Annotated in this window: 16 protein-coding genes and 1 riboswitch; of the genes, 13 read left to right on the top strand and 3 right to left on the bottom strand. The window is 40.5% G+C overall.

Translation table 11 applies throughout. From position 1 onward, the window contains the following. The 7 genes from ACHUFV_RS17575 (at position 1) to thiC (ending at position 8,624) form a co-directional block, all read left to right on the top strand. The gene (locus ACHUFV_RS17575) at positions 1-1,503 is read left to right on the top strand and encodes a YHS domain-containing protein (RefSeq protein ID WP_394236396.1); all 1,503 of its coding nucleotides are present in this window, start codon (positions 1-3) and stop codon (positions 1,501-1,503) included. A gap of 25 nt (positions 1,504-1,528) precedes the next feature. Beyond that, the gene (locus ACHUFV_RS17570) at positions 1,529-1,813 is read left to right on the top strand and encodes an EsaB/YukD family protein (RefSeq protein ID WP_394236394.1); all 285 of its coding nucleotides are present in this window, start codon (positions 1,529-1,531) and stop codon (positions 1,811-1,813) included. Positions 1,814-1,906: 93 nt separating this feature from the next. Further along, positions 1,907-2,932, top strand: a complete 1,026-nt coding sequence (locus tag ACHUFV_RS17565) for an NADH:ubiquinone reductase (Na(+)-transporting) subunit F (protein ID WP_394236392.1) — start codon at positions 1,907-1,909, stop codon at positions 2,930-2,932. Between the two features lie 278 nt (positions 2,933-3,210). Further along, the gene (locus ACHUFV_RS17560; protein ID WP_394236390.1) at positions 3,211-4,125 is read left to right on the top strand and encodes a catechol 2,3-dioxygenase; all 915 of its coding nucleotides are present in this window, start codon (positions 3,211-3,213) and stop codon (positions 4,123-4,125) included. A 48-nt stretch (positions 4,126-4,173) separates the two neighbouring features. Next, positions 4,174-4,506: a 2Fe-2S iron-sulfur cluster-binding protein gene (locus ACHUFV_RS17555; RefSeq protein WP_394236388.1), complete on the top strand. Its 333-nt coding sequence runs from the start codon at positions 4,174-4,176 to the stop codon at positions 4,504-4,506. Between the two features lie 152 nt (positions 4,507-4,658). Next, complete coding sequence (locus tag ACHUFV_RS17550) at positions 4,659-6,515, top strand: XylR N-terminal domain-containing protein (RefSeq protein WP_394236386.1); 1,857 nt, start codon at positions 4,659-4,661, stop codon at positions 6,513-6,515. A gap of 99 nt (positions 6,516-6,614) precedes the next feature. After that, positions 6,615-6,730, top strand: a riboswitch (TPP riboswitch). Between the two features lie 136 nt (positions 6,731-6,866). Continuing rightward, entirely contained in the window at positions 6,867-8,624 is a 1,758-nt protein-coding gene (gene thiC, locus ACHUFV_RS17545; protein ID WP_394236384.1) for a phosphomethylpyrimidine synthase ThiC, read from the top strand. Between the two features lie 52 nt (positions 8,625-8,676). Here the strand turns inward: thiC and ACHUFV_RS17540 are convergent, their stop codons facing one another. Further along, positions 8,677-9,603 (bottom strand): DUF4405 domain-containing protein, encoded by a 927-nt coding sequence (locus ACHUFV_RS17540; RefSeq protein ID WP_394236382.1) that lies wholly within the window; start codon positions 9,601-9,603, stop codon positions 8,677-8,679. Positions 9,604-9,772: 169 nt separating this feature from the next. Here ACHUFV_RS17540 and ACHUFV_RS17535 point away from each other — a divergent pair, with 169 nt between their 5' ends. Next, on the top strand, positions 9,773-10,720 hold the full coding sequence (locus ACHUFV_RS17535; protein WP_394236380.1) for a D-2-hydroxyacid dehydrogenase: 948 nt from the start codon (positions 9,773-9,775) through the stop codon (positions 10,718-10,720). 165 nt (positions 10,721-10,885) lie between these two features. Beyond that, on the top strand, positions 10,886-11,587 hold the full coding sequence (locus tag ACHUFV_RS17530) for an L-2-amino-thiazoline-4-carboxylic acid hydrolase (protein ID WP_394236379.1): 702 nt from the start codon (positions 10,886-10,888) through the stop codon (positions 11,585-11,587). A gap of 200 nt (positions 11,588-11,787) precedes the next feature. Here ACHUFV_RS17530 and ACHUFV_RS17525 read toward each other — a convergent pair whose 3' ends face one another. Next, positions 11,788-12,888, bottom strand: a complete 1,101-nt coding sequence (locus ACHUFV_RS17525; protein WP_394236377.1) for a DUF4236 domain-containing protein — start codon at positions 12,886-12,888, stop codon at positions 11,788-11,790. 924 nt (positions 12,889-13,812) lie between these two features. Here ACHUFV_RS17525 and ACHUFV_RS17520 point away from each other — a divergent pair. The 3 genes from ACHUFV_RS17520 to ACHUFV_RS17510 all read left to right on the top strand — a co-directional run bounded on the left by ACHUFV_RS17520 (position 13,813) and on the right by ACHUFV_RS17510 (position 17,069). Beyond that, positions 13,813-14,433: an HAD hydrolase-like protein gene (locus ACHUFV_RS17520; RefSeq protein WP_394236375.1), complete on the top strand. Its 621-nt coding sequence runs from the start codon at positions 13,813-13,815 to the stop codon at positions 14,431-14,433. Positions 14,434-14,466: 33 nt separating this feature from the next. Beyond that, positions 14,467-15,540, top strand: a complete 1,074-nt coding sequence (locus ACHUFV_RS17515; protein WP_394236373.1) for an NAD(P)H-dependent flavin oxidoreductase — start codon at positions 14,467-14,469, stop codon at positions 15,538-15,540. Between the two features lie 167 nt (positions 15,541-15,707). Beyond that, positions 15,708-17,069, top strand: coding sequence for an FAD-binding oxidoreductase (locus ACHUFV_RS17510; protein ID WP_394236372.1), 1,362 nt, complete (start codon positions 15,708-15,710; stop codon positions 17,067-17,069). Positions 17,070-17,136: 67 nt separating this feature from the next. On the opposite strand, the gene ACHUFV_RS17505 is transcribed toward ACHUFV_RS17510, so the two are convergent. Beyond that, complete coding sequence (locus ACHUFV_RS17505; protein ID WP_394236370.1) at positions 17,137-17,847, bottom strand: NUDIX hydrolase; 711 nt, start codon at positions 17,845-17,847, stop codon at positions 17,137-17,139. A 276-nt stretch (positions 17,848-18,123) separates the two neighbouring features. On the opposite strand from ACHUFV_RS17505, the gene ACHUFV_RS17500 reads away from it, so the two are divergent. Continuing rightward, positions 18,124-19,362, top strand: a complete 1,239-nt coding sequence (locus tag ACHUFV_RS17500; RefSeq protein WP_394236368.1) for a GGDEF domain-containing protein — start codon at positions 18,124-18,126, stop codon at positions 19,360-19,362. Positions 19,363-19,426 lie beyond the last annotated feature (64 nt).

Here is a 19,426-nt window from a genome sequence, read left to right as displayed (position 1 = left end):
ATGGCTAAAATGGGGATAAAAGAAAAGTATCATGCAATGACAAGGGATTTAATGTGGGAACCGAAGGATTTTGATATGAACAAGGTGTATCCTTTGATCGAAAAAGAAGGGATTATTCTTAAGGACCCAAGCAGATGGGAAGATCCATTCCGCATGGCTTATAACCAATATGTAAAGATTCAATCGGAAAAAGACGGCATTTATCATGCGGTACGAAATGCCTTTGAGGCAAACGATGGACATGCCAAAGTGGTCGATTCCCGCTGGTATGAAGGGGTTAAAGTATTTGCAAACGCTGTTCAGCCTGCTGAATATTCTGCGCACCGCTTGATGGCCTATGTTGGCCGAAACATTCCAATTGAAGCGATTCGTTTTGCGACGTTTAATCAGGCAATCGATGAGCTGCGTCATGCACAGATTGAAATTAAGCACTATGCACATATGAGTAAAGAAATTGATGGACTTCATGCCTTTGCGAATACATCGCAAAACCTATGGTTTAATACTGTACCAAAATCTTTCTTCGATGATGCGATGACTGCCGGACCGTTTGAAGCGTTAATGGCGATTTCCTTCTCCTTTGAATATGTCTTTACGAATATTCTATTCCTGCCATTTGCTTCTTCCGCTGGTGCCGTTGGGGATGAAAACTTTGCCGCCGTTGGAAAAACTGTCCAATCGGATGAATCCCGTCACATGGCATTGGGAATGTCAGCATTGAAGATGCTGTTAGAGGAAGATGACCGCAACATTCCGATTATTCAAGGATGGCTTGATAAGTGGTATTGGAGAGCGTACCGTATGTTCTCTGTTGTCGCAACACTTGTAGACTATTATCCTCGTATTCGTCCAATTTCTTGGAAGAAAGCGTTTGAAATGTACGTGGAGGAACAGGTGTTTAACGGCCTATTTAAGGATTTACGCAAATACGGCATTCGCCTCCCGAAGCATGCAGAGGACAGCATTAAAGAAAAAGAGCATTATTCACATGTAACGATGCGGATTCTGGATCAGTTCAAACATGCCAATATGTTTAGAGGCTTCCAGCTGCAGCCGGATGATTATGAATGGTTATCGAATGAATATCCTTTATTTGACGAGTATTATGCACCATTCTTCCGCCGCAATGACCATAATGTCTTTGCAAATGCAAGTCCAGGGGTTCCAGCTATTTGTCAGGTTTGTCAAATTCCAGCAGAGTTTCCGGACCCTGATAATCCGACAAAGCTATGGACACAGTACAGCGAATATAACAATAAAACCTATATTACTTGTTCTCCTGGCTGTAAGCATATTTTTGAACAGGAACCATTTAAATACATGCAGATTTGGTGGCCGGTTGAAGCCTATCTGAATGGGGAGTTTGGTGAAGATCCGGTAGCAGGGTTGTTCAAATATATTGGTTTATCGCCAAATGAAGCGGGCGAACACTATTCCTCAAATGAGCATGCTCGCTGGCTCGAGTATCGCAGGCATTTAGGACTCGATAAGAAATATTTCTAAAAAAGCTGAGGTAGGAGGGGTTTGAATGGACTACTTGAAGGATGAAAACAATCTGATTGTCTGGTTTGTACTACGGCCGGAAATCGAAACGGAGCTTGGTACAAGTTACCTTGGCATGCGGGCGCGCCAGGATATGACAACAAAGGAATTGTTCTATCAAATTTTAGATACGTATAAAGCAGATAAAGAAAAGAACTACCGCTTCGTCTTAAAAAGAGCTGCTGGGGATATCGAACTATCCTTGGATCAGACTGTTCGAGATGCTGGTATGCGAAATGGAGACTGCCTCCAAGTCATTGCGGCTGCTTAAACTAAATTTTTTCAGAAGTAGAGGATAGGCAATCGCTTATTCTCTACTAACTAGATGAAATTACATAGATAAATAGAGAGGGGAGAAAGAAACATGAGCAAAGCAACTACAGCAGTTGAAACCTATGAAATTACATTAGAGCCGAGTGGAAAAGTCATTACGGTTAAGGAAGGCCAAACGATACTGGATGCTGCGATTCGCAACGGGATTCAGGTAGCCTACGGATGCCGTCATGGCAGCTGTTCGGCCTGTAAGTGTCAGGTTCTTGAAGGCGATTATGAGATTATGGACCGCGTTTCGGACTACTCCTTAATGAGCTTTGAAAGAGAAGAAGGCTTTACGTTAATGTGCAGTACGCTTGTTGAAAGTGATCTTGTAATTGAAGTAGAGGAAGAAGAATCAGACCTGCCATTCTTTGCGGTTCATGATTTTGAAGCCGAGGTTGTAGAAAATAAAGCTGTTACACATGATATTCATCTGATCACGCTAAAGCTTGAGGAGCCTGTTGAAATTCCCTATGGTTCTGGACAGTTTTTTGAGTTTGATATACCTGGCTTAGAGGATACACGTGCCTACTCAGTGGCGAATAAATATCAGGATTCAAGCCTGATTGAGTTTCATATCAAGCGTGTGCCAGAGGGCAAGGGATCAAATTATATGTGTGATCTTAATGTTGGTGATGCTGTAACAGGTTCTGGACCTTATGGAAGCATGCAGCTTCGCAACCGTGATAAAAACATTATTTTCGTTGCCGGTGGTTCAGGAATGGCGCCGATTAAGTCACTTGTAGAAGAGCTTTTCTCCGAGTCCTTTGAAAAAGAAGCATGGTTCTTCTATGGTGCTCGTACGAAAAAAGATTTGTATTTAACCGAAGAATGGCTGGAATTAGCAGAAAAGCATCATAACTTCCACTTTGTTCCTGCACTGTCACAGCCGGATGCCGCTGATGAGTGGGATGGAGAAGTGGGCTTTATTGCAGACGTCATCACTAAGACGCTTGCGGACATGTCAAATAGTGATGCCTATCTATGCGGTCCTCCGATTATGATTGAAACAGCCTGCGATGCACTCACAAAAGGCGGCGTAAGGGGTACTGACATTTCATACGATGAATTTTAATCAATAGCTGTGTTAAAGCACAATGTTGTTTTGTTAGCAGGTTGATTGCGGTGGAAGGCACGAAGACTCCTCGAAAATTCTATCGAATTTTCTCGTGCGTGGATTCAGGGAAGCAATTCAATGTCCTGCGGGAGAAGCGAGACAGTCGAGACCCCGCAGACACGAAGTGTCGAGGCGGCTCGGCGGTCGCCCTAAGGTGCGCGAAGTGCCTGGAACGGAAATCAACTACCATGTTTAAAATAGTCTAATAAATACTAGATTGTTAGGAGGAAAAAAGAATGGCTAGAGTAATGCGTATCGGTAGAATTGAATTAAAAGTGCTGGATCTTGAAAAATCAGTAGAATACTATACAAAGGTAATTGGCTTAGAAGAAACAGGCCGCATGGGTGACAGTGTTTACCTAAAGGCATGGGATGAATATGATCATCACAGTGTCATTTTAACAAAATCCAAAAGTGCTGGAATGGCACATTTCGCTTTTAAAGTAGAAACGTTAGATGACTTAGCATACTACGAAAGAAAGATTGAAGAATTTGGCTGTACAACAACGAGAATATCGAAGGGTACTAGATTGGGTGAAGGGGAGGCGGTCCACTTTATTTTACCGACAGGCCATCAGTGCGAGCTGTATCATGAAATTGACTTCCTTGGAACAGCTGTTGGAACGTTAAATCCACATCCATGGCCGTTAGGAAAAGTGGGAATTGCGCCGCATCGCTTTGACCACTGCTTATTAACAGGTGATGATTTACCTACGGTTACACGGTTCTTCATTGATGCACTTGACTTTAAACAAAGTGAAAAGATTACAACGGTTGATGGTGAGGTTCTATTAGGAAGCTTCCTGTATACAACGAATAAAGCGCATGATTTAGCGTTTGTGAAAGGCCCTGATGCTAAGTTCCACCATGCTGGGTTCCATGTGGATTCACTTCATGATGTATTCAAGGCAGCTGATATCCTATCGATGTATGATGTTCCGTTTGATGTGACACCGACACGTCACGGGATTACAAGAGGTGAAACGATTTACTTCTTTGACCCATCCGGTAACCGAAATGAAGCATTTTCGGGTGGATACATAACCTATCCGGATATGCCGACCATTACATGGACGGAGGATAAGATTGGTCAAGGTATTTTCTACCACCGCCGTGAATTAACCGAATCCTTTATGAAGGCATTAACTTGATCTGATTTTTTTATAGAAAAAAAACTAGAGGATAAGGGAGGGATTTGCATGAATAAAATCACGCTTAAAGCAAGAGGGCAGCAGTTTGAATATTCCTGTGCAGCAGAGGTTACGCCATTACGAGCAGCACGTGATCAGTTTATTCCGATTCCAACAGGCTGTATTAGAGGCGGCTGTGGAATGTGTAAGGTGAAGGTTCTGGATGGTCAATATGAGCAGGAGGTTATTCGTTCCCACGATGCTTTATCTGATGAAGAAGTAGCGAACGGTTATGCGTTAGCCTGCTGTATGACAGCAAAGAGTGATCTGGAAATCATTACTGTTGAGGATTATGAGAAGGTACAGAAGGAAAGTTCTGAAATAATCAGCGGAAGAAACTAGTAGAATCGTAACGAATGCATCCCAGCATCTTTTAGGAGCTGGGATCTATTCGTTATTTTTTGACTTTTTTGATAAAATAACACATAGAGATGTCGTTACATGTCCTAAATGGCTAGTGGTCTAGATAAAATATTCATTTGGCGGTGAATTCATTGAAATATGGACAAATAAAGGTTGATAGCCAGCATATGATCAAGATTCCAAGTACAGCATTTGGGGCACTTCGCAGGGAATTGATTGATACATTAGGGATAAAGCGTTCAAAGGGCTTTCTTCTTCGTTACGGCTGGAATTGCGGTGTAACCGATTGCAGAAAAATGATGGAGCTAGATTGGGAGAACAAGAGGGACCTCATCTGGGCAGGACCTAAAATGCATACCGAAAATGGTCATGTGGTTGTAGAGCCTCATATATTGGAGGTTGATTTTGAACATGGAAGCCTGCATTTTGAAGGGGATTGGCTTAATTCCCAAGAAGCTATTGAGCATATTAAGCTCTTTGGACAAGGTGAAGATTCTGTCTGTCATACGCTAGTAGGCTACGCGAGCGGCTATCTTTCTGAGTTAATCGAAAAACAAGTAATTGTCAGAGAGACCAGCTGTATCGCAAAGGGTGATGAGAGATGCCATTGGGTTTGCAGGACGGTGGAGGAATGGAATGGGGACCCGGAGGCTGAGAACGAGCTTCGTTTTTATGAAGCAGATCACATAAACGCCGAGCTGGAGGAAACCTATGAGAAGCTGAGACTTGAAAGAGACTCCTTGAGTAAAACCTATGATGTTCACCAGAAACTATTTAAAGAGATTATCTTTGAAACAGGTGTTCAACCAATTGTTGATGTTTTATATGAAACAATGAAAACACCAGTAATTATGGAATCACGTAATTTTGAAGTACGTGCCGTTGCGGGCATTTCCATGCAGGAGGCAACGGTGTATGCCAGTGAATTAAAAGAATGGATTGCGAATAAACATCGTAAGAAGAGCCATCAAAAGCATGAGATACTGGAAACCATGTTGCTGGAGCTTTCACCAGGGCATAAGAGAGTCATTACCCCTATCTATTTTCGGAAAAAAATCCATGGATACTGTTCCATTTTTACACAGGAAAATGAAGTGACGGAAGTAGACAAAATGGTGTTAGGACAGGCTGCTTTAGCATGCTCGCTGCACTTGCTGAATGAACAGACTCGTTTTAATACCGAACAAACCATTCGAGGAAGTTTTCTCGATGATATTCTAAAAAAACGGATTACTCTGTCTGAAATTGTGAGAAAAGCCCATTATATGGATTTTGACTTATACCCGCCCTATTCGATGGTAGCCCTTCAACGCCGGATTGAGGAAACCTCGATGAAGGAGGAAATTGAATTTACCGACCAATTTATGAATGATCTTTTCAAATATTTCCGGAGCAAAGACATAAAGGTTCTGTTAGGAAAAAAAGAAGGAAGGGTGATCCTTTTATTTTCTGATTCAACGTTCTTACGTCGCAATATTGATAAAGAAAGCTTCTGCAAACAGTTACTTTCCTATTGCACAGAAAGATTTCCACAGTTTACTTTTTCAATGGGTGTGAGTTCAAGTATTCCGTCTATTGAAGCGGCACCACAGTTATATAATGAAAGTGTTGCTTCATTAATGGTAGCAAACCCACATCACAATCCAGTATATTTCGATTCATTAGGGGTCGTAGGGATGCTGCTTCAAACAAATAATTTGGAAGCGCTTGAACAGTATGCCTATAAAATTGTCGGTCCTTTAATGGATGAAGATCGAAACAAAGGGATGGAATTATTGATCACCCTCTACTATTATCTAGAAAATGGCTCCAATGTCCATAAAACAGCACGTGCCATGAATTTTTCCGTCAACGGCCTGCGCTATCGCCTAGGAAAAATCAATGAACTATTACAAGTCGACCTAAACCACGCGCATAACCGAAACGAAATCTATGTGGCACTCCAATGCCTCACCGCCTTAGGAGAATTAAAGCTGCCAGCGTGGTAAGCAGGGGGACGGTTCTCGTGCTTCTAGTTCTATCGTTCTATTTTTGTGAAAACTATTTCTATTTTCTGAATTTCCCTATATAATGATGAGGAATTTAATAAGCATAACTAGGGGTGTCCAATGAGTTGGGCTGAGAGAGAAGCGCGCCGAAAGCTTCTTAACCCTCGGGACCTGATCTGGTTCATACCAGCGTGGGGAAGTTTTGAAATGCACTTTTTTCCATTTCTTCTACATATATCAAGCCGGGTCCAACCATTTATTGGACACCGGCTTTTTTAATTTATGGAATCCTCTTCTCCCTGCTCGTTTGTTCCCTTTCTGGCCCTTTGTGCAAACAAAAGGAGAGATAGTATGTCAACATCATCACTAAATGAACAAAACATTTCCATCATGACCAATTTTCCAGGTAGTAAAAAAGTTTATGTAACAGGTTCAAGAGCTGATTTGAGAGTACCAATGCGTGAAATCGGTTTAAGTCAAACCAACACAAGCTTCGGTCAGGAAGAAAATGCCCCTGTCCGTGTCTATGATACAAGCGGTCCTTACACAGACCCGGAATATACAGTCGATCTGACAAAGGGTCTTCCTGCACTTCGCCGTCCATGGATTGTGGAACGGGAGGATGTTGAAGACTATGAAGGCAGGGAAATCAAGCCCCAGGATAACGGGTACCAGGCTGCAGATGATCCAAGGGCGAATCAACAAGTATTCCCTGGGTTAAAGCGAAAGCCTTTGCGTGCAAAAAAAGGTCATAACGTAACGCAGCTTCATTATGCCCGAAAAGGAATCATTACCCCTGAAATGGAGTTTATTGCGATACGTGAAAATCTAAAGCCTGAATTTGTCCGTGATGAAGTGGCAAAAGGCCGTGCCATTATTCCAGCAAATATCAACCATCCAGAAGCAGAGCCGATGATTATTGGACGAAATTTTCATGTAAAAATAAATGCGAACATGGGGAATTCCGCTGTGACCTCTTCGATTGAAGAGGAAGTCGAAAAAATGACGTGGGCTACACGCTGGGGTGCCGATACCATCATGGATTTATCAACAGGTAAAAACATTCATACAACCCGGGAATGGATGATCCGAAATTCTGCCGTTCCAGTTGGGACTGTGCCATTGTATCAAGCGCTGGAAAAAGTGAATGGAATTGCCGAGGATCTCTCATGGGAAATTTACCGTGATACATTGATTGAGCAGGCAGAACAAGGGGTTGATTACTTTACGATACATGCCGGTGTTCTGTTGCGTTATGTTCCATTAACGGCCAAAAGGGTAACTGGAATTGTTTCGCGCGGTGGTTCGATTATGGCGCAATGGTGCCTGCATCATCATCAGGAAAACTTCCTCTATACACATTTTGAAGAGATCTGTGAAATCATGCAAACCTATGATATCTGCTTCTCATTGGGTGACGGCCTGCGTCCCGGGTCGATTGCTGATGCGAATGATGAAGCGCAATTTGCCGAGCTTGAAACTCTTGGTGAACTGACAAAAATCGCTTGGAAGCATGATGTGCAGGTGATGATTGAAGGACCAGGGCATGTGCCAATGCATTTGATTAAAGAAAACATGGATAAGCAATTAGAGGTTTGTGATGAAGCACCATTTTACACATTAGGACCGCTGACAACAGACATTGCACCTGGTTACGACCATATTACTTCAGCCATTGGAGCGGCGATGATTGGCTGGTTTGGTACCGCAATGCTTTGCTATGTCACACCGAAAGAGCATTTAGGGCTGCCAAATAAAGAGGATGTTCGTACAGGTGTTGTCACTTATAAAATTGCTGCCCATGCAGCGGATTTGGCAAAAGGGCATCCTGGAGCTCAAATACGAGATAATGCTTTATCAAAAGCTCGCTTTGAGTTTCGCTGGAACGATCAATTTAATCTATCATTGGATCCAGAACGGGCCATCGAATACCATGATGAAACGCTTCCTGCAGAAGGTGCGAAAACGGCTCATTTTTGCTCGATGTGCGGTCCTAAATTCTGCAGCATGAGAATTTCCCACGATATCCGCAAGAATGAAGAAATGAAAATGGGTATGGAGGAAAAGGCGAAGGAGTTTACGGAATCTGGTGGGAGTATTTATCAATAAAGGGTTTTTAATAAGCAAGGAGGCTGCCTTATTTGAGCAGCCTCCTTGTTTATTAATTTCTTGTTACATCTGCTGCCTTTAAATTTGCCAGCTTCTTTTTAGATTTCTTACGTCTAAAAAATTTATCAATATAGTAAACAACGATAATGATAACGGACATGATGCTAAAGTATTGACCAATCACTTGAAACACATTTGTGCTGGACATGCCGCCTTCTTTTCCCTCAAATCCACCTTTATGAATAGGTGCTTGATCCGAGTGATCATCGCTGGTTCCTTCCTCTTCAGAACCACGATCAGGAATGTTATCTGGATTAAATGTACCTTCTTTTCCTGCAAAGCCTTCAGCAAATGCACGTTTTCCTCTGCCTTCGAACCCATCACCTGGCATTTGTGAGGAGGAAGGATTAAATACTTGCGTAACTCCCTGCAAATGCATGAAGAAATTGGATGAATACATTTGGTAGCCTCCAACGACCAACAATGCTGCTACTGCTACTTTTGCAACAAGGCCTACAACAGGTCTTTTTCCTTTGCGTTTTATGATGTTTTTAAAAGTATTGACCACCCAATTCCAATGTAATCCAACATGGATGGCAACTAATACAAGCGCTAAATAGGAGACAGACATATGGGTTACTTTAAACCATTGTTCATTTCCAATATTGACATTTGGAAAAACGACACGGGAAATGAAAATCCCGCTGATTATAACAAATGCCATCGTCACTAACAAAAGTAAATTGAGAAGGTAATTAAGTTTTACTTTAAATGGTAGTTTAGAATCAAATAGTTTAAGTGTTACATTCTTCACCCATCTCCCATTCAACAAGACATGGATAAAGAAAACCCCTCCAATGACGAGACCGGCAATTTCATGAAAGGCTAAACCTCCTAATACACGTTTATTGAAAAATAATACAAACGTAATGGCCATCATTATATCTAAAATAAGCTTTACAACATTTATTCTTTTCATTGCTATTCCTCGTCTCCTCGTAATGTTCGTTGTAACTAAAGTACTGTACAAACCTTAAAAAAAGCTTAAAAGGAGTAATCTGCCTATTCAGAAAATGGAGTAGTTTTAGCTGTAAAAAAATAAAATTAATTGTATAGTAATAGTAGGAATGAAAAGGGAGGCCTGTATAGTGGCGAAGAGAAAAATGGTGATTACAAAGGATTTGCATAAGGATTTAATCGATCAAATTAAACAGGTTGTTCCTGACTGGGACATCATTGCAGGCAAGGATAAGGAAATCTGGGGTCCTCATGTCAATGAAGCGGAAGTGACGCTTGGCTATAAGCTGGAGCTGGAGGATTTTTCTAATCTAAAATGGACACAGTCTACAAGTGCCGGGATTAACCATTTTCCAACAGAGCAGTTTAAGTCGAATGGCATCCTACTGACAAGTGCAAATGGAGTTCATGCATATCCTATTTCTGAAACGATTTTTGCTTATATGTTAGGGTTAACGCGTAAAATTCATACATATGTAAAAAATCAACAGGAAAAGGTTTGGCACCATAGCAATATGAAGCTGGAAATGCATGAAAAAACGATTGGAATTATTGGTGTTGGTGCCATTGGAAAAGAAACCGCCAAAATCGCGAAGGCCTTTGGCATGAAGGTACTCGGTGTCCGCCATTCAGGTCAGCCGGTTGAGAATGTGGATGAAATGGTTACGCCGGATAGGTTGGACGACCTACTGCCAAAATGTGATTATGTTGTCGTAACATTGCCATTAACAGATGAAACCTATCAGCTATTTACAGCAAGGCAGTTTACATTAATGAAGTCATCGGCATTTTTTATCAATATTGGCCGCGGGAAACTCGTGAAGGAAGAGGATTTGATATCGGCTTTACAATCGGGTGAAATAGCAGGTGCAGGTTTGGATGTATTTGAAAAAGAACCATTGGGTGAGGATCACCCGCTCTGGGAAATGGACAATGTCATCGTCACACCACATACTGCCGGTTCAACAGAATACTACGATAAACGTGTTGTCGAGGATATTTTCATTCCTAATTTGAAAGCCTACCTGGAAGGTCAAAAACCATATATTAATCTAGTTGATTATTCAAAAGGATATTAAAAAGATAACGAGTGGTGTCAGGCACCTCAAAAGGACAAATGGGAACCATTTGTCTTTTTGAGGTGCCTGACACCGTTCATAAATTATTCATGTGATTTAGTGATTAAAATTTATATAATCGAATCAAAGTACGTCATTAGACATTAGTTTGGAGAGTGTTTCTATATGAATGCAGGACTACAAAAAAGGGCAACGTATTCGATGGAAGTCATGACAACAAAGCTTTTTTCAGAAATTGAGAAAGTAGTAATAGCTAGATTTGGGGAACAAGGAAAAGTGCAGCTTCAGCAGGGTATTGAACAGTTTGGCTACAAGGATGCCGAGGACATTGCTGCTAAAGCAGTTATGGAAGGGGATTTTCACACGTTGTATGAGTATATCCCAAAAGGTCATGCTGCGAAAAATAAGTATGAGGGTTTGACCCCGTTTGCATTGTTTGCTAAATTATTTGCCCAACTAGCAAAGGCTGTAGTCGATACATATGGTGATGAGGGTGAGCAGGCAATAAGAGAAGGTGTTTGGGCATTCGGTGAAAAGCGCGGATACGGAATTGCATTAAGAGCCAGAGCAAACGGACAGGAAAATACTGTGGAACATTACCTGCCAAACTATGATATGGAGAGAAGTGAGTTATTTTCCATCGATCAGGAATTTCTGTCTAACGGGTTCAGACAAACATACACAGTATGTCCTTTAGGTCAACAATGGGCAGATGATGGCATGAAAACATATGGTCATCTTTATTGTTCGGTCATCGATAAAGCCATTGCACACGGCTATAATGATCAATTTGAAGTGGAACAGGATCAATGGCTGCCAACAGACGGCTATTGCCATTTTCACTATCAAATGAAGGATACGGAATAAATAAATGGACAGGTGTGATTCAACAAGTTTGGAGAGTGCCTGTCTTTTTTTGTTATTAGGATGGAGGTTGCATTGGGTGGTTTGTAGGATTTATCTTCTTTTTATATAGAAGGAGAGTAATTCCTTCAGTTAATTACGAATATTTTGATAAATAATTTGATAAGGACAGCCTTGTGTCCTTTTAGGTTGGCCCCTATTTGTTACTTCTCTATTTTTTCAACCGGGTTAAAGCCCTTTGTTTTCCTGTAGTCCATATGATGCGGGAAGTTATTCATAGAGTCGGAGCAGTCAATCCGGTCAAAGTTTAATGAAAGTAAGGTAGCACGGTCTATTTTAATAGAGAGAATTAATTGTCTTTCCTCGTGCCCCGTTTGGGTGCTGATTTGTTCATCATAAGCATGGATCATGACCATTTCTAATGGAAGCAGGGCAAACAAATCCCGAGCAATTCGTAGTGTGCAGCTGCACACATAATCCTGCTGTAGTTCAAAATAGCGAGTCTTTGTCATCTGTTTGATGGATAATTTCCCTGTTTTCGTCAACGATTTTTCTTCTGTTGGAATGACGTGTTGGGAGTGGACATCAAATTCAACTTCCATGTATTCAGGAGAATCAGTCGAGAATTCAAAGCCGCTGCCAAACTCACTCAAATCACCTAATGGATCCATTTCTTCTATTACTTGAAAATAGGTATCGATATCCCCTGCCATGACCCTTTCAGATAATTGAACGAGCTCTTCCCATTCACGATAGTCTGCTTTATCTTTCATTTGTGCCTGTACAATTTCCAGCTCTAGTTGCGCAAGTATTTTTTTATCTTTTTTAAATAATCGTTGAAAAAAGGTGGGCTTATATTGATTGTACACAAGACTAGCAACTTTTTCCTTTGGTCCTATTTCGCCAGGAGGATAGGGTGGTGGACTGGTAAGGATATGTTGCCAATCTACATCCTCATCACTTTCTTGATGGATGGACTTCACGATTTCACATTGATTTTCAAACAACTCAACCTCAAGCCTTGCCAACTCTTTCTCTTGTTCCTTTTGTAATTGTCTTTGTCTGGCCTGTAAGCTTTGTTGAGACTGGTATGCTTGGGTTTTATAATTTTTTCTTTTTGATGAGGATGTTGAAACGTATGAGAGTCCGGTCCCCGGGATGCCGGCGCTTGCCGTTCTTTTCCCACGGCTATTGATGGTGTACCGCAATCCTTTTCCGCCAAAGCTAATGCTAGTACTATTTTTATTTACATTAAACCGAACTCCTGGCGCAATTTTAAAGCTTTTCCGAAAGCGCAGTCCCATTTTACAATCACCCTTAAATTAGTGTTTAGAAAATTATATCATGAAAACAACATCTTACCAAAAATCTGGTAACTATAACCGTTCTTTCATTTTCAACTGAAAAATTTGGTTAGCCTGATATAGCATGGTTCGAGAGAATCTTTCTTTTTCCATTATCACTGATGGCGAATGAGTTTTTTCGCTATTTTTGTAATTTTTCGACAGAAGGAAGGATTTTGAGAAAAGCTAAAGAATATGTTGGTACGGATGAATTTGATTGGAGAATGGAGCTATTACGTTTACCTAGGAAGATTGATATAGTTAGAAACCTTATGAAAGGAGAGATGTCATGAGAAAAAGTAGCTTAGTAAACAAAATGGAAGATTGAGAACTAGTGGCTGTGAAAAAAGAAAACCAGATCATTCACATACAGCATAGAGATTGGATTATTAAATATCATAGGAAAGATAAGCGATATAGTTTATATGTGAAAAAGGCTAATTAGAGATTTCTTATTTTGAAGTCTGGAGGTGAAAAAGAAGAAAGATCAGAAGAGGGGTGATCATGAGACAGACTTGCATTATAGAAAGCAAGATTTGTCAGAAGTGAAGTCATTTTGAGAAAGACTTGTTTAATAGAAATCCCAATCTGTCAGAACCGGAATCCTTTCGTGACGGCTCTCCCTTTGTAGTATCCCCGAATAGCTTTTTACCTTTTTTGTCCGTTTATCCTGCTTCCAATTTCGAAATCATTCCTAAAATAAAAATCAAGACAGCTCTTCTTGTCAACATTACTATTAAAAATTGTACTCTTGTATATCGTGTAACCCCACTCTGCAGTTAATCCCGAATGAGGATAGTTTCAACTTCAAAAGATTGATTGTTGTTTCATTCATACTTTAAACTGTTAAAATAGAGGAAAAGTGATGGAAGCAGGGTGTAGAATTTGAAACATGTAATGTTTGATTTTGATGGAACATTAGCTGATTCTAGCGAGATATTTATGAATGCTTGGAATACATATGCAGCTCAATACGATTATGATCCTGTCGTAAAGGAGGATTTAATTTTAACAAGAAACTTAACGATTCAGCAGAGGGCGAAGCAGTTTCGCTTTCCTATGCATAAATTACCGGTCATCTTACCTAAGATTTATCGCTATTTTAAAGAAAATGTTACAGAAGTAAGGCTATTCAATGGGATAAAAGAAATGCTGGATACCTTGTCAGAAAAGGATTATGAAATTACGATTCTATCTTCAAATGCGAAAGAAAATATAGAGCTACTCTTAAAGCAGGAACAAATCCAAAGTGTTTCACAAGTACTAAATTCAAGTAAATTATTTGGCAAGGATACGGTTATTAAGAAATTTTTGAAGCAGAAGCAGCTGGCACCTGAACAATTATTGTACGTTGGCGATGAAGTGCGGGATATTATCGCCTGCAATAAAGTCAATGTTCCGTTTCTGTGGGTTAGCTGGGGATTAGACGGTTATGAAATGATTGAAAAGGAAAATCCGAAATATGTTGTCCATACACCTAAAGAGCTTTTGGATACATTAGTGTAGCTAGTAATTTATGATGAAGGAAGAGGTGTTTCTATGTTAACTACCGAAGTGACAAAAGTATTAAAAATAAAATATCCTATTATTCAAGCCCCAATGGCCGGGGGAACAACAACCTCCGAATTAGTTGCGGCCGTATCGAGCAGCGGAGGTCTTGGCATGATTGGAGCAGGCTATCTGAAGCCAACCCAATTACGGCAGCAAATTCGGGAGGTTAGAGAGTTAACTTTACATCCTTTTGGTGTAAATTTGTTTGTTCCAGAGGATTTTAGCGTATCCTCAAATGATATCGATTTTGCTCTTCAAACATTACAGCCTTTAAAAGATCAATTAAACATTGAAGGGGATGGTTTTGTTCTTCCTGATTCTCGTAAACTAGTAGATACGTTTCATGAACATATAGAGATATTGATTGAAGAACAAGTCCCTGTTTGTTCATTTACATTTGGAATCCCATCGAGGGAAGTCATGATTAGATTAAAAAAGCATGATATGATCCTAATCGGAACGGCTGCAACGGTAAAAGAAGCTGTTGAAATTGAAAATAGCGGCATGGATATGGTCGTGGTTCAAGGCAGTGAGGCTGGCGGACATCGTGGAAACTTTATCAATCCGCACCAAGAGAGCATGATCGGGTTAATATCCTTAGTCCCACAGGTTGTTGATTGTGTTGGGATCCCAGTTATTGCGGCTGGGGGAATTATGGATGGAAGAGGATTAATGGCCGCTATTTGCTTAGGTGCACAGGCTGTACAATTGGGAACGGCTTTTTTAACATGTATTGAAAGCGGGGCCAATCGACTGCATAAGGAGGCCATTCTTCAAGCAGATGAAGATCAGGTCATCCTAACTCGAGCATTTTCCGGTAAATGGGCGAGAGGGATTCAAAACCAATTTATCTCAGCTATGCAAGTGCATGAAACAGCTTTCCCGGAATTTCCGGTTCAAAATTCTTTAACGCAGTCGATTAGAAAAGCAGCAGCCGCTCAGGGTAATCCAGCTTATATGTCTCTTTGGTCAGGTCAGAGCCCGAGATTAGCAAGGAGTCAAACTGCTGAGGAACTGATCCAACACATGATGGCGCAAGCTGTAGAAATAAAAAATAAATAAACGTCCACATGCGATTCTTTCTCAAAAGGGTGGCATTTTTTTAATAACTAATTATCTTGAATTTAAAATATTTAGAAACTCCGAATAACTCTTACTCTCTCAAAATATCATAAATGGTATGCCTTTAAAATGATTCCTTTTACCAAAATATAGGAGTGATTCTAAGTATGTTTAGTACCCTTGAGCAACAAGTTGGAAACCGATTAATTCTTCCGGGCGATAGCCGTTATGATGAAACGAGAAAAATATGGAATGCTGCTATTGATAAGAAGCCGGCCGCAATTGTTGTGTGTCGATCTGAAGAAGATGTTAAGGCTGCTGTACAGTTTGCGAGGGAAAAAAATCTATCCATTTCCATCCGTGGAGGCGGTCATCATGTAGGCGGATTTGCTGTTTGTAATGATGGCTTGATGATTGACCTTTCACAAATGAGAAAGGTAAAAGTAGATACTAAGAGACAGGTGGCGATTGTTGAAGGCGGCGCGACTCTAGGGGATATCGATGCTGAAACACAAAAACACGGACTTGCAACCCCGACAGGAACCATTTCAGAAACTGGTGTTGCAGGATTAGCGCTAAATGGCGGAATAGGCTACCTGCGAGGAAAATATGGGTTAACCTGTGATAATCTTGTGGGTGCCAGAGTCGTAACCGAAAAAGGCAGCGTGCTCTATGTTAATGAGGAAAACCATCCAGACTTATTTTGGGCCCTTCGTGGAGGAGGCGGTAATTTTGGTGTTGTGACGACCTTTGAATTTGCCTTATATCCTGTAGGACCAGAGGTTTTTGCCCTAGATGTCCTGTACGATTTAAAGGATTTCAAGCAAGTCCTACATAATGCTCAAGCCTTTTTAGCAGATGCACCGGATGAAGCGGTTTCGATTAATTTCACGGCTGCCGTGCTGCCTCCTGCACCATTTTTACCTGAATTCCTGCATTTTAGAAAGGTCGTTATGGCAATCGGAATGTATGCGGGTGATGCAGAAGAAGGGGAAAAGGTGATGCAGCCGCTGCGTGAGCTGGCTCAGCCAATCATGGATGATACGTCCGTAATACCTTATGTACGTCTCCAAAAAAAGCTCGACCCAATGGTACCGCCACATGTGCCGGTATACGGGACTTCGTTATATTTAGATGATTTAAATGATGAAGTAATGGATATCCTTCTGTCAAAAATGGAAAGTACACCAGCTCCAAGCTTTCTCGTTCAGTTATGGTCATTGGGAGGACAAATGAATCGAGTACCTGCAAATGCCACTCCGCTTGCCATAAGAAAGGCAAAGTATGTTCTATTAGTCGATGGAATGGAAATTGGTGATGAAGGTGTGTTATGGAAAAAATGGACCGACTCTTTTTATGACGAATTGCTTCCATACTCACATCAAAAAGCATCCTATCTAAATGCGTTTGACAAGGATGAAGAAGTACTAAAAAATACAGTTCGAGAAAATTATAATCGATTGGTGAAAGTAAAGAAAAACTATGATCAAAAAAATAGATTCCGGCACAATCATAATATTCAACCTTGAATATCGAAAAAGCGAGGGGACGGTTCTCCTGCTTCCTTGGAAGCAGGGGAACCGTCCCCATGCTTTATCATTTTCCATCTAACCTTTCTACTAGCTTGTAAGGTCGGACGTTAAATGATTCATAGGGGATAGAATGCCCCTTCATGGCGTCTAATACTCTAGGAAGAAATTTTCCTCGTGTTATATATTGATGAACATTCGATTCATCGAGTTTCACAAAACGAACATCCTGTGTTTCATGAGATGTCTTCAGATCCCCGCCAACTATTTCTCCATGGAATACGATGGATAGGGTACTTCCATTTGAATACACTCCTGTAACGCCAAATAATGTAACTGTAATCCCGGTCTCTTCAAAGATTTCCCTGCATAGTGCTTCATCCAATGTTTCTCCGTCATCTACGCCTCCTCCAGGAAGCTCCCATGTATCTGACCTCCAGTAGGTTTGAACTAATAGCGCTTCACCACGTTCGTTTGTAATATAACCGCTTACTGTCACGTTTTGTTTTGGTGAATGATAAACACCTGTAGAAGTTAGAAATTCTTGACGATAATCTAAATAGGGATTCCCTAATGTTAAGAGCTGTTTCTTGGCCTGCTGATGTAGTTGATCCTTTTTTACTCTTTTTTCAATTTTTAAATAGTCCCCATAGTTAGGATAATGCCACATAGTCACGATCTCATTTTTATCCTCTGTTATCCAGCGTCCAATCAATTTTGCCCCATTTTTTAGCTGATTTGGTAATACGTATTCATCAAATAATTTATTTATATCCATGATTCTTTCAGGGGAAATCCTGTGTATTTCTCTTCTGCAGAACATGATTATCCTCTCTTTTCGAAAAAATATAACGAATGAGTTTATTGTATGTGTGGTCCAATCACTGTGCCAATCAGATTTGTGGATGCAAGACAGGGAGCGGTTGGAAGCAGAAGAACCGTCCCCCTGCTTCTACATGAGCAAATTAATAGTGTAATAAATTGGAATGTAATAAAGTAAGTAATAATGAAATGTGATACTTTTGACCTAAAAAATAGTTGATTGAGGTTGTATATGAAATTTTCAAATGTGCTTGATTCACTGTCCGTATCTCCTGAAAAACAAAAATTGCTGGAAAATCATATATTCTATAAAAACCTACAGCGCTGCAAGCTGTTTGCAAAGATTGTAATCCTGTTTGAGATGATTCTCATTTGTATGAACGTCACAACTAGTTATGTGACGGATCATCGTATTTTTGTATTTACTATTTATTTACTGCTATATACTCTTTTGCTTACGATGAGTATCGCCATGCTGTTTTATATGCTGTGGTTTGAAAAGAAACGGAACTTCTCTGAACAGCAATTTAAATGGTTTCGATTCGGGTTATTGTGCTTTGTTTGTTTCTTTTTAGTGTGGGGATCGGTTGTCACACTGGTTGATCAAAAGGTATATGGTCATGTCATGGCGTTTGTAGTCAATATCATGTGTGTATCGATTCTTTTTCTTGCTTCAAACCGCACCATGATTAAGCTATATGTGCTGCCCATAAGCGTGCTGTTCATCGGGCTGCCATTTTTTCAGCCATCTATGGATATTGTAATGGGTCATTATATTAATCTAGTTGTCTTTTTATTTTTTTGCTGGCTGGCCTCAAGAATGCTGTATAACAGCTATGCATCTAATTTTTTTAATGAAATGCTGCTCAAGGAATCCAATCATAATTTAGCTTTAAAGATGGAAGAGAACTTGGCTATGAATGAAGAATTAAAAAAAGCGAATGAACGGCTTAGGCAGTTAACATTAGTGGATGAGCTAACGAAAATTCCGAACCGAAGAGGGTTTCAGCAATATATACAAGATAGAATGGCTGGCGCCACTGAAAAGCGAGCGGTGTCCTTAATGATGCTTGATATTGATTCGTTTAAACTATTCAATGATAACTATGGACATCTGGAAGGGGATAGAGTGATTCAAACGGTTGCTCGAACCATTCAACAGCTTATGGAATCTGAAGGTAGTATTCTTTCACGCTTCGGAGGAGAAGAATTTGTGGTTGCTGTATTTGATTGGGAAAGAGAAAAAGTCTATCAATTTGCTGAAAAGATAAGAAAATCAGTGTACGATACCGGAATTGTTCACGAATTTTCTCCCGTAACAAACCGTGTTACGGTCAGTATTGGAGTGGATACAGGTGATGTGGTACACATGCTGGACATTGAAGGATTATTGGAGAATGCGGACAATGCCCTTTATGAGGCGAAAAAGAAGGGGCGAAACCGGGTTGAAGTGTTTGCTGGCATGAATTGAAGGCTGAGTTATAAAAAATTATATGTTCAGGATAAATAGTTTTATCCATTCTAAACTAAAAAAC

It is taken from the genome of Niallia oryzisoli (assembly GCF_043641075.1).
Classification (GTDB): Bacteria; Bacillota; Bacilli; order Bacillales; family Cytobacillaceae; genus Bacillus_BD; species Bacillus_BD oryzisoli_A.
The sequence above is the reverse complement of the archived record's forward strand: the minus strand, read 5'-3'. Positions and strand labels throughout refer to the sequence as shown.